Here is a 15,969-nt window from a genome sequence, read left to right as displayed (position 1 = left end):
CACCGCATCACCGCCGCACGCCAAGCCGAAAACGTAGCCCTGGTCGTCCGCCTTCGCGGTAACGACGTTCGCGGAGCGGCAGGCCCTGGCTTCCCGCGAGGACCTGCCGGGGTGCCAGCCGGCTACCTCGCGGCCATTGCCTGAATCGCCTTCCAGACCAGCCCGGCCCCGCCCACGATCATGAGCAGGCCGAAGAACCGGTCGACCACGTGGAGGAAGACACGCATGTCCGCGATGTCCCTCTCCGACCGGCGGCGCGGGGGTCCTCACAGGGGCCGCGCCGCTTGCCGGCTCCGTTTGAAATGGTAGTCGATGACTCCGCGGAAGTTCACCATCAGCGCGAGCCCACCCAGGGCAAGGAGCACCGCGAACAGCAGACCGGCCAGATTTGCGAGGATCACCATCACCACCCATCGGGGGTCATCACACCGGTTGATCGGCCATTGCCAACTCGACGAGCCGTCTCGGAAATCATACGCGAAAGAGTGGTGACGCATTCCGACGTCAGTCCCCCGCCAACTACAAAAGCCGGCCCCGGCCGTAGAGCTGCCGATCGGTCGTATTACCGGCGACGATGCCTCCGGTACACGCCCCACCGGAAATCGGGCCCTGGCCATCCCCTTCGCGGTGACGTAGTTGGCGGTCAGCGCAGCCCCGGAGCCACCCCCGCCGCCGATTCCGGCATTGAACACGCCAGACCGGCTCGATACAGCCCGTGAAGGCGATCTGCGGGTCCCCGCAGTGTCGGCATCGCGAGCGCCCGACCTCGCCGGGAACTCCGCACAAAGCCGCATCAAGCGCCGTATCCCGCCACTCGCCGTTCTACGTCCTAGGAGACTAGGTTTTCGGGCTGGCCGGGGCAGGGTGAAACCCGCGGATCACCCGTTTTGTGCAGCGGTGGCGGCGGGCCGCGCAGGCACGATCGTCGGCATGTTGCACCTCGACCCCGACAGCGTGCTGGTCACCACCGCCGCCGAGCTCCAGATCCGCCACCTCGAGCGGGACCCCGACGATCCCAGCCGCTGCGGGGCCTGCGGGGCGCCGCTGCCCTGCCCGGTGGAGGCCGCGGCCGCCCTCGTCTGCCGGGCCGGCGGGCTGTGGCTGGAAGGCGACACGGTGGTCGACGCGCTGGAGCCGCCCACCCAGCTGATCGCGATCGTGCCCTCGGACGTGTGACAGCCGGCGCGGCGCGGACCGTGCGGGGTGGCTGCGGGGGCTAGCGTTGCCTGCATGGCGCGCAAGGACCGCAACACTCCCCGGCCCGACCACCGCCGGCGCCACGCCGAACGGCTCGTCCAGCAGCACGCCGGGCATCGCTGCGGCACGCACGCGGACAACCTGATCCTGGCCGCCATGCAGTACCTGGAGCTCGGCGAGGACGAGCCGGCCGAGCGGGCGATGCGCGAGGCCGTCGGCATCGAGGACGCGGAGCCGGGGCGGCCGCACGCGACGTACATCCTGTTCCTGCTCGAGCGGGGCCGCACCGACGAGGCCCGGGCGCTGCTGAGCGAGGTGCGCCGGCTGCGGCCGCAGGAGCCGTTCATCTACGGGGTCATCGCGGCGGCGCTCGCCACCCACGGGCAGCCGGAGCAGGCCGCCCGCTGGTATACCGCCGGCCTCGCCGCCGCGGTGGAGCGCCTCGCCGACCTGGAAGCCGATGACGTACTGGAGGATCCCCAGCTCCTCATCATGGCCGTCGGCCGGCGTCAGGTCCGCGCGTCGCTCGGCCTGGAGCCGGACCACATCGACCTGCTCGTCACCGAGGTCACCGCCGCGGCATAGGCAGCGCCGCGACGACGGCTTCGCCCAGCGGCCGGGGCACTCGCCGACCGGCTCAGGACGAGGAGTGCTCAGCCAGCCTCTCGGGGAGCCGGTCCGGCAAAGCGGTTGAGCACGTTGCGGGTCAGCGCCGAGACGCCCTCGTCGACCAGGAGCGAGGCGATGTACGTCATGGAGCCGACGGAGAAGACCTCACCGCCGCCGTCGGGCAGATTGCGGTACACCAGTTCAGCTCCGCCGTTGTCGGGGTTGGTCCCCTGGGCCAGCACGACGAAGCCGGGCGGCGTGCTGGGCGTGCGCTTGTCGGTTTCGTGGCCCGAGGCGCCGCCCGGCACGCGCTCGTGCATGCTGTGCGTTCCGAACAGGTCGCCGTTGCCCAGACCCGTACCGGCGAACGCCCAGTGGCCGGCGTCGAGCACGCGGTACGGCGCGGCAGTGCCCTCGCCGGCGTGGGTGAACGTGACCCCCAGCAGCCGCGCCTGCGGTTCGTGGGTGCGATGGAAGCGGCTCTCGAGGTGCGCCTCCTGCGGCCGGTCGCGATCGGGCTGCCGGGTCAGATAGCGGCCCCGGCCCGCGTCGACGTGTTCGACCTGGCAGTCGGCGCCGTTGCCGCCGAGATACATCAGCCGGCCGCCGCGCTGCTGCACCCAGTCGCGGACCGCGTCGTACTGCTCGGCGTACCAGTACTCGGGGTGCATCTCGGTCAGCAGGACCCGGTAGGCGTCCAGGTCGAGTTCGCCATTGCGCACCTGGGCGTCGGAGTACAGGTCGTAGCCGAATCCCTCGCGTTCGAGCCAGGCCAGCAGCCGCCACAGCCCCGGGGCGAGGCTGGAGGACAGCCGGCCGGTCAGCGGGTCGGTCGCCTCGACGTCGGGTCCGACGAAGCAGTCGGGCTCGGGCCGCTCGAACGACAGCGGCGGATAGACGTCGTTGTCGGCGGTCTGTGTGACGCTGTTGCCGATGCGGTACCGGGCGAGGTCCTGTCGTGCGTTCACGGTCGGGGTGGGTGGCAGGCCGGATTCGTTGATGTAGTTGCTGCGCCCGCCGAAGCGGTTGTAGGCGTTCCAGTTGTTGGTGGCGGCGAGCACCGCGATCGGTTCCCGGGGGGCGGCGGGGGCGACCACCCACGGGAATGAGAAGAACTCGCCGCGCTCGTTGTGGACGTGCATGTAGTAGAGACCGGAGCGCTGCGGCCCGGCCAGCCGGCGGACGTGACCCGGGCTGGTGAAGCCGACGGTGTTGAAGCGCACCCCGGTCTGCGTGAAGTCCTCGTCGGGCAGGATCTGCGCCATCGCCCGCGGGCCGTGTTCGTCGAACCATCCGAGCAGTTCGACCGGCTCCTTGCGTTGCCCGTAGCGGAACAGCTCGGCGCGGTACGGTGCGACGGAGTGCACGCGCAGTTGCGCCGGCTCGCCGGAGCGCACCCATTTGGGCCACATGAATCCGGTCAGCGTGTCCGACAGCAGCCGTACCTGCAACGGTTCCTGGGCCGGAAGCGTCGCGGTGAGGTGCTTGGCGCCGAAGCCGGGCATGGCGAGCGTGAGCCGGTAATCGCCCGGTTGCAGGTCGGCGACGATGGCGCCGCTGGCGCTCGAGGCGGCCTGGGCGACGATGGCGCCGTCGCGGGCGAACTCGACCGCGACGCCGGCCAGCGCCAGATAGTTCTCGTCGCTGACATACCCGATCAACATAGCGCTGTTGTCTCCTATCGTGGCTGGTCTGCGGTCAGTGAGCCGGCCTCGTCGGCGAAGTGGCAGGCGACGTGGTGCGCGGTGCGGTGGTGGCCAGGGGTCAGCGCCTGCAACCGGGGCCGCTGGGTGGAGCACACCTCGGGCGAGCCGAGCAACTCGCGCAGCGGGCAGCGGGTGTGGAACAGGCACCCGGTCGGCGGGTTCTCCGGGCTGGGGATGTCGCCGCGCAGGATGGTGCGGCGCCGGGTCTTCTCGACCACGGCGTCGGGCACGGGCACCGCGGACAGCAGCGCGGCGGTGTACGGGTGCCGAGGGTCGCCGTACACGGCATCGGACGGACCGGTCTCGACGATGCTGCCGAGGTACATCACCGCCACCCGGTGGGCCAGGTGGCGTACCACCGCCAGGTCATGGGCGATGAACAGGTACGCGATGCCCAGTTGGCGCTGCAGACCGGCCAGCAGGTTGACGACCTGGGCCTGGATCGACACGTCCAGGGCGCTGACGGGCTCGTCGCAGACGATGACGTCGGGCTCCACCGCCAGTGCCCGGGCGATGCCGATGCGCTGCCGTTGGCCGCCGGAGAACTGGTGCGGGTAGCGGGCGGCGAAGGCGGGGTCCAGGCCGACCAGCTCCAGCAGCTCGGACACCCGGGCCGAGCGGCGCCCGGCCGCCAGGCCGTGCACCCGCAGCGGTTCGGTCAGGGCATCGCCGACCGACTGGCGCGGATCGAGGCTGGCGTACGGGTCCTGGAACACCATCTGTACCCGCCGGCGGTACGGCCGAAGCCGCGGGCCGTGCAGGGCGAGCAGGTCCTGGCCGCCGAGGCGGATCGTGCCCTTGCTGGGCTGGTTCACGCGCACGATGGCACGGCCCACGGTCGACTTGCCCGAGCCGGACTCCCCCACCAGCCCGAGGGTCTCGCCGCGGTACAGCTCGAGGGAAACGTCGTTGACCGCGTACACCCAGGAGGACGGGCGGCCCAGCAGGCCGCGGCGCACCGGGAAGCGGACCTCGAGGTCGCGGACATCCAGGACGGCGGCCTCGTCGGTGTGCTGCGCGGTCATGGGTTCCCACCTGGTGTCGTGTCCTGCAGGGGCGTGAGCCGGGGGCTCCAGCAGGCCACGCGGTGGCCCGCACGCAGCTCGCGCAGTGCCGGCTCCTGCAACTGCGCCTGCGGTGCCGGGTGCGGGCAACGCGGCCGGAACGGGCAGCCGGGCAGTTCGGTGCGCAGATCCGGCGGAGCCCCGGGAATCGTGTGCAGCGCCGCGTCGCGGGGGGCGTCCAGCCGGGGTACCGACTCCAGCAGGCCGGCGGTGTAGGGGTGCTCCGGCCGGGCGAGGACCTCGGCGGTGGCGCCGTCCTCGACGATCCGCCCGGCGTACATGACCGCCAGCCGGTCGGTGCTGCCGGCGACCACGCCGAGGTCGTGGGTGATCAGCAGCATGCTCATCTCGGTGGTGGCCCGCATTTCGGCGAGCAGTTCGAGCACCTGTGCCTGGATGGTCACGTCCAGCGCGGTGGTGGGCTCGTCGGCGATGAGCAGCGACGGCCCGCAGGACAGCGCCATGGCCACCATGGCCCGCTGGCGCATGCCGCCGGAGAGCTGATGCGGGTACTGCCCGACGCGCCGGGATGCGTCCGGGATGCCGACCCGCTCGAGCAGTTCGACGGCTCGGTCGCGGGCAGCCCTTCCGGTGGCGATGCGGTGTGCCCGCAGCTGCTCGGTGATCTGGCGGCCGATGGTGAGCACCGGGTTGAGGCTCGACAGCGGGTCCTGGAAGATCAGTGCCAGCGAGCGGCCGCGGATCGCGCGCAGCTGCCGTTCGGGCAGCCCGACCAGGTCGCGACCCTGGAAGCGGATCCGTCCGGCGGTGACGCTCGCCGCGCGGGGCAGGAGTCCCAGGATGGCCAGGGCGCTGACGCTCTTGCCGGAGCCGGACTCGCCCACCAGGCCGAGGGATTCGCCCCGGTCGACCTGGTAGCTGAGTCCCCGCACCGCCCGGACTCGGCCCTGCCGGGCGTGGAATTCGACGTGGAGGTCCTCGACCTCCAGCAGAGGGGTGTTCATCGGCTCCCCTTCGGGTCCATCGCGTCGCGCAGGCCGTCGCCGACGAAGTTCACCGCAAGGACGGTCAGGACGATCGCGACGCTCGCCGGTACCCAGATCCACGGCCGGCTCATGAGCACGACCGGCGACTGCGCGGCGTTGACCATCTGACCCCAGCTGCTGGTCGGTGGCCGCACGCCGAGGCCGAGAAAGCTCAGCCCGGCCTCGACCAGGATGGCGTTGGCGACGCCGAAGGTACCGACCACGGACAGCGGGCCGAGCAGGTTGGGCAGCAGGTGGCGCAGCACGATGCCCCGTCGCGGCACGCCGATGACTTCGGCGGCGGTGATGAACTCGCGTTCGCGCAGGGCCAGCACCTGTCCGCGGACCAGGCGGGCCGCTGCCGGCCAGGTCGTCAACGCGATCACCACGGTGACCGAGCCGAGGCTCGGCCCGGCGATGGCGACGAAGACGATGACCATCACCAGCGGCGGGACGCTCATGACCGCATCGGTGACGCGCATGAGCAGCGCACCGGTCCACCGCCCGTAGAAGCCCGCCAGCATGCCGACGGTGATGCCGATCAGCAGCGAGATGGCCACGGCGCCGAGGCCGACGATCAGCGAGGTGCGGGCGCCGAAGACCAGCCGGGCCCAGATGTCGCGGCCGACGTTGTCGGCCCCGAGCAGGTGACCGCCGCCCGGCTTGTGGTTGACCGCGCCGAGATCCACGTCGTTCGGCGCGTGGGTGGCGACCAGCGGCGCCAGCAGCGCCAGCAGGATCACCACGGCGAGGATGCCGGCGCCGAGCACGGCCAGGCGGTGGGCGGCGAAGCGACGCAGTGCGGGGTACCGTCCGGCATCCGCAGCGGTGGCCGGCGCGGGCTCGGCCGGGTCGCCGGGCACGGCGCGCGGTGTGGGGTCGAGGTCAGACAAGGCGCACCCTCGGATCGGCCCGCACGTAGGCGAGATCGGCAAGGAGGTTGGTGACCACGACCGAGACGGCGATGACGATGACGATGCCCATCATCAGCGACACGTCCCGGTTGCCCGCGGCCCGCACGGCGAGCTGGCCCATGCCGGGCCAGCCGAAGACCTGCTCCACGATGACCGCACCGGCCACCATCTCCGGCAGTGTCAGGCCGATGACGGTGATGATGGGCAGCAGCGCGTTGCGGAACGCGTGGGACCACAGCACCCGGCTGGGCCGCAAGCCCTTGGCCCGGGCGGTCACGATGTACTCCGAGCTGAGCACGTCGAGCATGCTCGCCCGGGTGTACCGGATCAGTGGCGCGGCCACCCCGATGGCCAGCACGCTGCCCGGAAGGGCCATGTGCAGCAGCAGATCGCCGAACGACTCGTCGCCGAGGGTGTGCATGCCGTTGGTGGGTAACAGGCCGAACTGCACGCTGAACAGGTAGATGGCGGCGAGGGAGAGGACGAAGCCGGGGATGCCCACCAGCAGGATGGGTGCCGAGCCGAGCAGGTAGTCGACCGCCGTGCCGCTGCGCACGGCGGCCGCCACGCCGACCGCCAACGCCAGGGCGGTACCGACGACGAGCGCGGCGCCGACCAGCATCGCGGTCGGCCCCAGGTGTGCCCGGATGTCCTCGGCGACCGGCAGCCCGTCGGAGGACGAGGTGCCGAGGTCGCCGCTCAGCGTGCTCTTCAACCAGGTGACGTATCGCAGCGGCAGTGGGCGGTCCAGGCCGAGGGCGTGGCGTTTCTCCGCGATCTGGTCGGGCGTCAGCTGGGCGACGACCTCGGGGCTGAGCCGGACGGTCAGTTCGTCGCCGGGTGCCAGGGAGAGACCGAGGTAGACGATCACGGAGACCATCCACAGCACGACCGTGCCGATGAGCAGTCTTCGCAGCACGTAGTTCCACATGCGGTCTCTCCCTGGTTGGTGCGGGGGTACTGCTCGGGGTATTGGTTGAGGTGGTACGTCTAGCCGACCAGTGTCCAGCCGTTGACATTGAACGCGCTGTCCCGGTCGTTGGGGAACACCTGGAAGGAGCCGCCGAGCTTGCTGGTCCACGCGTTATAGGTGGTGGTCTGCCACAGGGCCACCATCGGCACGTCACGGTTGAGGATCTGGGCGACCTGCTTGTAGCTGTCCGCGCGGGTCGACGCGTCGGTGGTACCGCGGGCCTGTGCGTACAGGCCGTCCATCTCGCAGTTGGCGTAGAAGCTGCTCAGCGGGGCCTTGCAGTTGAAGTACCCGGAGCTGCGGTCGGGCGACAGGCCCATCGAGCCGCCGGCGTTGACGGTCATCGGGTACTTGGCGTCCTTGGACGCGTTCGCCGCCGACCAGGCCGCGGAGTCCAGCGGCTCCAGCACCGCGTTGAGCCCGACGTCCTTGAGGTACTTCTGGATGGCCGGCATCATCTGGTCCCAGGCAGGGTCGACACCCTGGGCGTAGGAGATCTTGAAGGGCTGGCCGAGGTCGAGGCCCGATGCCGCGAGCAGCTGCTTGGCCTTGTCCGCGTTGTAGTCGTAGCGGTCCAGCGCCGCGTCGTCCTGGTTGAAGCCGGGCAGCACCCAGCGGATCTCGCCGTTGCCGCCGAACAGGTTCTTGAGCATGGCGCGGCGGTCGATCGCGTAGTAGATCGCCTGGCGCACCCGGACGTCCTTGGCCTGCGCGTGGTCGGTGCGGAACTGCAGGAACTGCGCGGCCGGTGAGACGACGAACTTGGTGGTCAGTCCCTTGATCGCCGACAGGGCCGGCGCGTCGTTGGCCGCGGCGTTGAGCACCATGCCCAGCTCGCCGTACTGCAGCTGAGCGGCGACCGACTCGGGCTTGACGTTCAGCTTGAAGAACAGCGTAGCGATCTTGGGGGCGCCGCCGAAGTACTTCGGGTTCGCCTTGAACTGCAGGTACTGGTCGGGCACAGCCTTCTCCAGCACGTACGGGCCGGTGCCGACCGGCTTGCTCTTGCTGAACTCGACGGTGCGCACGTTCTCGGCGGCGGCGTCCTGCAGCAGGTGCTTCGGCACGATCGAGTAGACGGCGTCGGTGAGGTTGCGGATGAACTCCGCGTTCGGCGCGGCCAGCGTCATCTTCACGGTGTGCTCGTCGAGCGCGGTCACCCCCGATACCGGGTTCTTGGTGCCCTTCGCCTCGGTCGCGCCGACCACCTGGCGCCACTGGGTGGGCTGGTAGCCGACATAGGCGGTGGGGCCGAACTGGGCGGCCTGGGTGATGGTGAAGACCACGTCGCCGGCGGTGAAGGGCTGACCGTCGGACCAGGTGACGCCCTGGCGCAGGTGGAAGGTGAACTCCTTGGCGTCCGGCGACTGCTCCCAGGTCTGCGCGAGGTCCGGGATGATGCTCTTCTCGTCCGGGCCGACCTTGACCAGGTTGGAGAAGAGCAGGGAGTTGACGACCGCGTCGTTTCCGGTGCTCTGGTTGCTCGGCCCGAAGCCCGCGGTGTTGATGCCCAGGCGGGTGAAGGTCAGGCTCGTGCCCGGCTGGGAGGTTGTGTCGGACGACTTTCCACAGGCGGCGACCAGCGTCGCCGTGGCCGCGAGGAGCGCCAGGCAGGCGCTCAATCGCGCTCTCCGAAGGACCATGCTCTCTCCATTCCAGTGGCGCCAGGTCGCGGCCGCGGCCGCGACCTTCAGGGGTTGGGGGTGTCGTGGCCCCGGTCGTCGGTCACGCTGACGAAGCGGGCCTCGATGTCCTCGCGCAGCGTTACGGCCAGGCCGGGCCCGTCCGGGAGCCGGGCCGCGCGGCCATCGGCGGTCAACGGCTCGGCGAGCACGTCTTCCTGGTAGTAATGCGCGCCGATGATGTCCGAGGGGATGTGGGTGGACAGCCCGGCCGCCGCGGCACCGGCCTGCAACTGGGCGGCCGCCCCGACGCCCAGCTCTCCGTTGGAGCCGATGACGACGGTCAGGCCGAACGCGTCCGCGAGACGGGCCATCGACACCAACCGGCCGGGGCCACCGCTCTTGCCGATGTAGAGGCTGACCACATCGGCCGCCTCGGCGCGCAGCACCGAGACCAGATCGTCCGTGCCGAAGACGCTTTCGTCGGCGACGACCGGCAGCCCGAGGTCGCGCAGCTGCCGCATGCCCGCAAGGTCGCCCGGTTCCACCGGCTGTTCGAGGAAGGCCGGGCCCGACGGGCGGATCAGTTCGACGGCGCGGCGCGCCGCGTCCCGCCGGTACCCGCCGTTGGCGTCCAGCCCGATGAAGGCGTCCGGTCCGCACAGCTGCCGGGCCAGCGCCACCCGTTGCGCGTCGGCGACCGGGTCCAGCCCGATCTTCACCTTGAAGGCTGCGAACCCGGCGGCGACGGCCGCCCGATGGGTGGCCCGCAGCCGGTCGCCGTCCCCGCTCAGCGAGCACTTCACCGGTATCTCGGTGTGCAACGGGCCACCGAGCGCGACGGCGAGCGGGACGTCGAGGGTGCGGGCGTAGGCGTCCCACAGGGCGGTGGACAGGCCGGCCTTGGTGAACGGCGAACCCGCCAGCGCGCGGTCCATGCGCCGCTCCAGGTCGGCCACCGGCGCGATCGGCTGCCCGATGACGGCGCCCGCCAGGACGGTGCGGATCAGGTACTCGCCCGTGGCGCCGTCCTCACCGCTCCAGGTCAGCGTGGCGCTGACCTCGCCGATGCCGGTCACCCCCGCCGACGTGACGACCCGCACCAGCAGGAAGTCGGACCGGTCGTGGACCCCCCGGGCGCCGGCCACCACGAGCTCCGGCTTGACCGTCGGGCTGACCCGCACGGTCTGGACGTCGACGACGGTCGCGTCGATCGCGCGCTTGCCGGTCGACGGGCCGCTCATCTGGCGGCCGCCGGTTCGGCGCCGGCGCTGCCGGACGCGGTGCGCGCGGCGGTTCGTTCGCGGCACAGGCGGTAGGCCTCGGCCAGCAACTCGCGCCGCCGCTGATCCACCCCGACGAGCGGCAGCCGCACCTCGTCGGAGGCGAACACGCCGATCTCGCGCAGCACCGCCTTACTCGTGGCGATCTCGTCGCCGATCCCGAAGACGTGCAGGAACGGCAGGATCTCGGCGGAGAAGACGGCGAACGCCTCGGCCAGCCGCCCGGCCCGGGCCAGCTGCCAGGTCTCCCGGAAGGCGTCGGGGAAGATGGCCGGGGCGATGACCATGACACCGTCCACGCCGGCGGCGAGGTATCGGAACAGGATCGGGTCGTCGCCGCCGAGCACCGTCAGCCCGGCCTGCTGCCAGGCCGGCACCTTGGCCAGCCCGTGATCGGTCAGCTTGACCGTGTTGAGCCGGGCGATCCCCGCGGCGTACTCGAGGACCTGCTCGATCGTGACGGCGGTCGCGGTGGGCGTGGGGTTGTCGTAGAACACCACCTCGATGTCCACGGACGCGGACAGCTCGGCGAGGTAGCCGCGCAGGCCATCGCGGGTGTTCGGGAAGTAGTAGGGCGACGCGCACAGGACGCCGGCGGCGCCGTGCCGCGCGGCGTGCTGGGCCAGCCGCACGCTCTCGTGCAGCGAGGTGTGGGTCACGCCGACCACGACGGTCTTGTCCTGCGGGACCATGGCGAGCGCCGCTTCGGTGATGTCCATGCGCTCACGCGTCGACATCGACGGCGCCTCTCCCGTGCTGCCCAGCAAGGTGTAGCCGTCGACCGATGCGAGCGTGTGGTCCAGCAGGCGGCGGAAGCTCGCCGCGTCGAACTGGCCCCGGTCGAACGGTGTCGGAATCACGGGCAGGATCCCTGTGATCGTCATGGCGTCGTCCTGGCTCCTTCTGCTGACGGATGATCGCCTGCGCCGCGCGCTGCACCGTCGGCCATCGTGTTAGTCATGCGAACACTGTGACTGCGTAGCGAACAGGCTAGGAGCCCCGTTCGAGGAACACAAGAGGCGCCACAGGGGAAAGACGCGCCCCAACAGCGGGCATTTGTCCGCAGCCTGGACGGATCGGACCACACCTCGATGCTCACGGATCGGCCCAGGTACCTCGTCCGATAGCCGGTGCGGGGAATCGGCCGTGCGCCGAACGCGGTGTTCACTGCGAACCGCCGGGCGGCCCGCGCCCCGGAATGACTCGATGCGCCGATTGTTCACCAAGCAGGACGGCGTGTACGGTGAGCGGACAGCCTTGGTTGAGTGCGGAGCGGGGTTCACTGGTGGCAGGTGGCGGCGATCTCAGCAGCCTGGAGAAGGGGCTCGTCATCCTGCGTGAGCTGGCGGGCTCCGAGAGCGGCATGACCGCCGGGCAACTGGCTCAGGCTGCGGGCCTCAACCGGACAACCACCTACCGGTTGTGCGACGCACTCGAACGGGGCGGCTGGGTGCGCCGCAGCGCTTCCGGCGACACCACAGAGTTCGAGCTCGGCGTCTCCGCGCTCGGTCTGGCCGTGCTCATCGGCGACAAGTACGACACCGAGGCCCGGCTACGGCCGGTGATCTCCGAGCTGGCCCGGGCGGTCGGCGAGACCGTGCACGTCGGTGTGCTGGCCGGCGCCGAGGTCGTGCACGTGGCGCGCGCGCTGCCGGCGTCCGGGTTCAGCGTCGCGGCACGGGTCGGCACCCGCGAGTCCGCCCACTGCGCGGGCCTCGGCAAGGCGCTGCTGGCCACCCTGGCCGGCGAGGAGTTCGAGGCGCTCTACCCCGACGAGCGCCTGCGCACGCAGACGGTCAACTCGCTGGCCACCCGCAGCGCGCTGCGCCAGCACCTGGCCATGGTGCGATCCCGCGGGTACGCGCTGGACGAGGAAGAGGGCACGCTGGGGATCAAATGCGTCGCCACGCCCATCTTCGCCGCCGGCGCGCAGCCCTACTTCGCGCTGAGCGTGACGAGCGTCCCGGCCCGGATGACCGAGGACCGCCTGCCGGACATCGTCAGTGCGGTGCGGGGCGCCGCGGCCCTGCTGACCGCCGCCTTCGGCGGGACCGTGCCGCGCGACTGGGGCAACGGCTCGCCCGCGGCGGTCGCGCCCGCCGCGCGGCAGGCGCCCGACGCCGATCCGGGCGCCGCGACCCGTGCCACGCGCCGCGGCAAGACCCCGGTCAGCGTGCCTCAGCCAGCCGCGCCAGCAGCCGACTGACGGCTTCGTCGCCGTGCGCGGACAGGGCCGATCCGATGCCACAGGCCAAGGCCCCGGCCGCAATCCACTGCGGTGCCGACTCGAGGCTGACCCCGCCCGTTGGCACCACCGGCACCTGCGGGAGCGCGGCCAGGACGTCGCGCAGGACCGCCGGGGAATGGGCCGAGGCGGGGAACAGCTTGACGGCATCCGCTCCCCATTCCAGCGCCTGGGTCCACTCCGTCGGCGTCGCCGCACCGGGAATCACGGCCACGCCGTACCGGTGCGCGGTGCGCACCACCGCGCGATGCAGGTTCGGCGACACGACCAGCCGCGCGCCTGCGGCGATCGATGCCCGCGCCGCGGCCTCGTCCAGGACGGTACCCGCGCCCACCACGCAGCCGGTGTGCCGCGCGGCCAGCCGCTCGATCGCGTGCAACGCGCCGGGCGTGGTCAGCGACACCTCGATGACGCGCAGGCCGGCGCCGATCAGCGTCTCGCCGGCCCGCACCGCGGCGTCGGCTCCGTCAGCGCGAATGATGCCGAGCACTCGCTGCGCGGCGAGGGTCTGCATGACATCCCAGCGGTACATCGGTTCTCCTGACGCTCTGGTGCGGTCAACGATTGACGGACTCGGTGTTCTCGGTGAAGCGGGACAGTGCCCGCGACCGCTCGGCGGCGCTCGGCAGGCCATCGATGTCGGAGGCGGACGCGACGACCAGCGCCGCCACCGCGGCGGCCTCCGCGAGTGTCCGCTGGGGCGGCAGGCCGCGCAGGATCGCGGAGAGCAGGCCGGCGGCGAATGCGTCTCCGGCACCGACCGGATCCGTGACCCGCACCGCGAAGGCCGGCTGCGTCCAGCTGCCGCCCTCGGTGCACAGCTGCGCCGACTTGTCCGGGTGCTTCACGACGACGGTCTTCACCCCGGCCGCCCGCAACCGGGTCACCGACCGTTCGCAGCCTTCGCCGGTCAGCATTTCCAACTCCTCCGAGCCGGCCACGACCAGATCCGCCCGCGCCAGCAACGGCGCCACGACCGCGCGCCACCGGTCGCGATCGCCGAGCTTGTTGCGCACGTTGGGATCGAAGGACACGATGGCGCCGGCCGCACGCGCCGCCTCGATGAGCCGCAGCGTCGTGGCATGCGCCGAATCGGAGAGCATGGCGGTGATCCCGGTGACGTGCACGACGCGCGTTCCGGCCGGCACCGCCACCCGGTCCGGCGACAGCAGCGACGCGGCGGAGCCGGCCCGGTAGTACTGCACGTCGATCCCCCGCTCGGCGTGACAGTCGCGCAGCAGCAGGCCGGTCGGCGCGTCCGGATCGACCCGCACCGCGCCGACGTCCACGCCCTCACCGCGCAGCACCTGCAGCACAACGTCGCCGGCCGGGTCGGCGCCGACCGCCCCGATGAAGCGGACCGGGTGCCCGAGGCGGGCCAGCCCGATCGCCACGTTGCTCTCCGCGCCGGCGACCGAACGGCGAAACTGCCACGACCGCGCGAGCGGTACGCCCGGCTCGGCCAGCAGCAGCATCATCGCCTCGCCACAGGTGACCACTTCCGGTGCTCCGGCTGTCATGGCGGACCCCCTCTCCCTCGCTCCTAGACTACGTAGTCACAAGTCGACGTCAACAGCCGGGAACCCTTGCGTGGCACCGAGAATCGCGCCTATGGTCGGGAGGCCGAGATCGTTTCGAGGCACCGTAGGGCTCATCGCCGCTGCGGTTGAGCCGCAGGTTGGGTGTTGCGCGTGACGCTATTGCACTGGGCAGACTGCGACCGGGAAACCCTGCGGCAACACCTGCCTTCAGCGCTGGTGGTGCTGCCCGTCGGCGCCGTCGAGCAGCACGGTCCGCACCTGCCGACCGGCACCGACGCGTTCATCGTGGAGGCGGCCGTCGAAGCGGCCGTGCGGCAGGCCGCGCCGAGCGCGCCGCGGGATCTGGTGCTCGCGCCCACGCTCCGGTTCGGCGCATCGGACCACCACTTCCCCTTCGGCGCCACGCTGTCGCTGACCGTCGAAACGCTCACCCAGGTGCTGGTCGACCTGGCCCGGTCGGTGGCCGCGGCCGGCGGCCGGCGGATGCTCATCGTCAACGGGCACGGCGGCAACCGGGGCGCCTGCCACGCCGCGAGCGCCGCGGCGGCCAGCCGGCATCCGTTGTCGGTGGGCCATCTGGACTACTGGCAGCTGCTCACCGGGCCGGGCGACGGCGACCGGACGGGCGAGGACCCACAGCCCAGCACCCCGATTCCAGGACACGCCGGCGCCTTCGAGACATCGATGATCGCGCACCTGCGTCCGGCGCCGGTCAGTGCCGCCCCACACCGCCCGTCACCGCCAACGGTGCCCGACGTCCCCGACGTGATGATGCACGACAACGAGATCTGGCGGCACCTCGACGGGTACACCGATGACCCGTTCGGCGCCAGCGCCGAGGCCGGCGCATGGTGGTTCGCCCGATGCGTGGCGCGGCTGTCCGAGCGCATCATCGCCGTCGCGGCCGCAGAGGTACCGTCGTGAAGAATTGAGGACCGCAGCGTGATTGTCGACGTCCACGCGCACACCCCCACCCACCGCCACGCGGTGCCCGCCGACGAGCTGCTCAGCTACGACGGCTGGCGCACGGACCGCACGGTGGTGACCACGAACTCCTGGGACGACTACGACCGCGCCATGGCCGGCTGTGATGTCTCGATCGTGTTCAACATCGCGGTCGACGACCCGTTGGGTGCGACCGGCATGCGGTACCGCCCCGAAGACACCAACGAGGCGACCGCCGCGTTCTGCGCGGACGCGCCGCACAAGCGGATCGGCTTCATGTCGGTCAACCCGCTGTGGCCCGCGGTCATCGACGAGGTCGACAAGTGGCGGGAGCGGGGCCTGGTGGGCATCAAGCTCGGCCCCAACTACCAGAACTTCGACCCGTTGTGCGACGAGGCCATCGCGTTGTACGCGCACGCGGAGCGCACCGGGCTGCCCATCCTGTTCCACCAGGGCGCGTCGCCGATCCGCCAGGCCCCGCTTCGGTACACCTACCCGCTGGTCACCGACGAGGTGGCGCTGCGCTTCCCCGAACTGCGCATCGTCATGGCGCACATGGGCCACCCGTGGGGCCGCGAGACGGTGGCCACCATCCGCAAGCACCCTCACGTGTACGCCGACGTGTCCTCGATCTACCTGCGACCGTGGGTCTGCTACGAGTCGCTGCTGTACGCCACCGAGTGGGGCGCGGCCGGGAAGCTGCTGCTGGGATCCGACTACCCGATCGCCAACACCGACGAAGCGATCGCCGGACTGCGCCGGGTCAACGACATCCTCGCCGGCACCGCGCTGCCGCGCATCTCCACCGAAGTCATCGACCGCATTGTCCACGCCGATGCGTTGGGCGCCCTGGGCCTGACCCTGCCGTAGCGGGCGTCCGGCGG

Annotated in this window: 16 protein-coding genes; 5 read left to right on the top strand and 11 right to left on the bottom strand. The window is 71.3% G+C overall.

Going from position 1 to position 15,969, the window contains the following annotated elements:
* Positions 1-266: 266 nt before the first annotated feature.
* Entirely contained in the window at positions 267-410 is a 144-nt protein-coding gene (locus AB0M46_RS16500; RefSeq protein WP_363336697.1) for a hypothetical protein, read from the bottom strand.
* Positions 411-930: 520 nt separating this feature from the next.
* Between AB0M46_RS16500 and AB0M46_RS16495 the strand changes: the two genes are divergently transcribed.
* Both AB0M46_RS16495 and AB0M46_RS16490 read left to right on the top strand, forming a co-directional pair.
* Positions 931-1,176, top strand: coding sequence for a hypothetical protein (locus AB0M46_RS16495; protein WP_363336695.1), 246 nt, complete (start codon positions 931-933; stop codon positions 1,174-1,176).
* A 54-nt stretch (positions 1,177-1,230) separates the two neighbouring features.
* Positions 1,231-1,782: a tetratricopeptide repeat protein gene (locus AB0M46_RS16490; RefSeq protein WP_363336693.1), complete on the top strand. Its 552-nt coding sequence runs from the start codon at positions 1,231-1,233 to the stop codon at positions 1,780-1,782.
* A gap of 68 nt (positions 1,783-1,850) precedes the next feature.
* On the opposite strand, the gene AB0M46_RS16485 is transcribed toward AB0M46_RS16490, so the two are convergent.
* From AB0M46_RS16485 to AB0M46_RS16450, 8 genes are read right to left on the bottom strand one after another with little or no spacing between them, the layout of a single operon-like run.
* Positions 1,851-3,470: a N,N-dimethylformamidase beta subunit family domain-containing protein gene (locus AB0M46_RS16485; protein ID WP_363336691.1), complete on the bottom strand. Its 1,620-nt coding sequence runs from the start codon at positions 3,468-3,470 to the stop codon at positions 1,851-1,853.
* Between the two features lie 14 nt (positions 3,471-3,484).
* Positions 3,485-4,537: an oligopeptide/dipeptide ABC transporter ATP-binding protein gene (locus AB0M46_RS16480; RefSeq protein WP_363336689.1), complete on the bottom strand. Its 1,053-nt coding sequence runs from the start codon at positions 4,535-4,537 to the stop codon at positions 3,485-3,487.
* Positions 4,534-5,541 (bottom strand): ABC transporter ATP-binding protein, encoded by a 1,008-nt coding sequence (locus AB0M46_RS16475; RefSeq protein WP_363336687.1) that lies wholly within the window; start codon positions 5,539-5,541, stop codon positions 4,534-4,536. Before AB0M46_RS16475 ends, AB0M46_RS16480 begins: the two co-directional genes overlap by 4 nt.
* The gene (locus AB0M46_RS16470) at positions 5,538-6,455 is read right to left on the bottom strand and encodes an ABC transporter permease (protein ID WP_363336686.1); all 918 of its coding nucleotides are present in this window, start codon (positions 6,453-6,455) and stop codon (positions 5,538-5,540) included. Before AB0M46_RS16470 ends, AB0M46_RS16475 begins: the two co-directional genes overlap by 4 nt.
* Entirely contained in the window at positions 6,448-7,407 is a 960-nt protein-coding gene (locus AB0M46_RS16465) for an ABC transporter permease (RefSeq protein ID WP_363336684.1), read from the bottom strand. The genes AB0M46_RS16470 and AB0M46_RS16465 overlap by 8 nt, the downstream gene beginning before the upstream one ends.
* Before the next feature lie 59 nt (positions 7,408-7,466).
* Complete coding sequence (locus tag AB0M46_RS16460) at positions 7,467-9,092, bottom strand: ABC transporter substrate-binding protein (protein WP_363336682.1); 1,626 nt, start codon at positions 9,090-9,092, stop codon at positions 7,467-7,469.
* Between the two features lie 47 nt (positions 9,093-9,139).
* Positions 9,140-10,315, bottom strand: coding sequence for an enolase C-terminal domain-like protein (locus AB0M46_RS16455; protein WP_363336680.1), 1,176 nt, complete (start codon positions 10,313-10,315; stop codon positions 9,140-9,142).
* Positions 10,312-11,238, bottom strand: a complete 927-nt coding sequence (locus AB0M46_RS16450; protein ID WP_363336678.1) for a dihydrodipicolinate synthase family protein — start codon at positions 11,236-11,238, stop codon at positions 10,312-10,314. The genes AB0M46_RS16455 and AB0M46_RS16450 overlap by 4 nt, the downstream gene beginning before the upstream one ends.
* A gap of 401 nt (positions 11,239-11,639) precedes the next feature.
* On the opposite strand from AB0M46_RS16450, the gene AB0M46_RS16445 reads away from it, so the two are divergent.
* Positions 11,640-12,560, top strand: a complete 921-nt coding sequence (locus tag AB0M46_RS16445; protein WP_363336676.1) for an IclR family transcriptional regulator — start codon at positions 11,640-11,642, stop codon at positions 12,558-12,560.
* Here the strand turns inward: AB0M46_RS16445 and AB0M46_RS16440 are convergent.
* Positions 12,523-13,113 (bottom strand): bifunctional 4-hydroxy-2-oxoglutarate aldolase/2-dehydro-3-deoxy-phosphogluconate aldolase, encoded by a 591-nt coding sequence (locus AB0M46_RS16440; protein ID WP_363336674.1) that lies wholly within the window; start codon positions 13,111-13,113, stop codon positions 12,523-12,525. The two genes, AB0M46_RS16445 and AB0M46_RS16440, sit on opposite strands and share 38 nt — an antisense overlap.
* Before the next feature lie 43 nt (positions 13,114-13,156).
* The gene (locus AB0M46_RS16435) at positions 13,157-14,119 is read right to left on the bottom strand and encodes a sugar kinase (protein WP_363336672.1); all 963 of its coding nucleotides are present in this window, start codon (positions 14,117-14,119) and stop codon (positions 13,157-13,159) included.
* Positions 14,120-14,290: 171 nt separating this feature from the next.
* On the opposite strand from AB0M46_RS16435, the gene AB0M46_RS16430 reads away from it, so the two are divergent.
* On the top strand, positions 14,291-15,064 hold the full coding sequence (locus AB0M46_RS16430; protein WP_363336670.1) for a creatininase family protein: 774 nt from the start codon (positions 14,291-14,293) through the stop codon (positions 15,062-15,064).
* An 18-nt stretch (positions 15,065-15,082) separates the two neighbouring features.
* On the top strand, positions 15,083-15,955 hold the full coding sequence (locus AB0M46_RS16425) for an amidohydrolase family protein (RefSeq protein WP_363336668.1): 873 nt from the start codon (positions 15,083-15,085) through the stop codon (positions 15,953-15,955).
* Positions 15,956-15,969 lie beyond the last annotated feature (14 nt).

This window comes from Dactylosporangium sp. NPDC051485, from assembly GCF_040682015.1.
Lineage (GTDB): Bacteria > Actinomycetota > Actinomycetes > Mycobacteriales > Micromonosporaceae > Dactylosporangium.
Note: the sequence above shows the minus strand (reverse complement) of the source record. Positions and strands in the feature narration are given on the sequence as shown.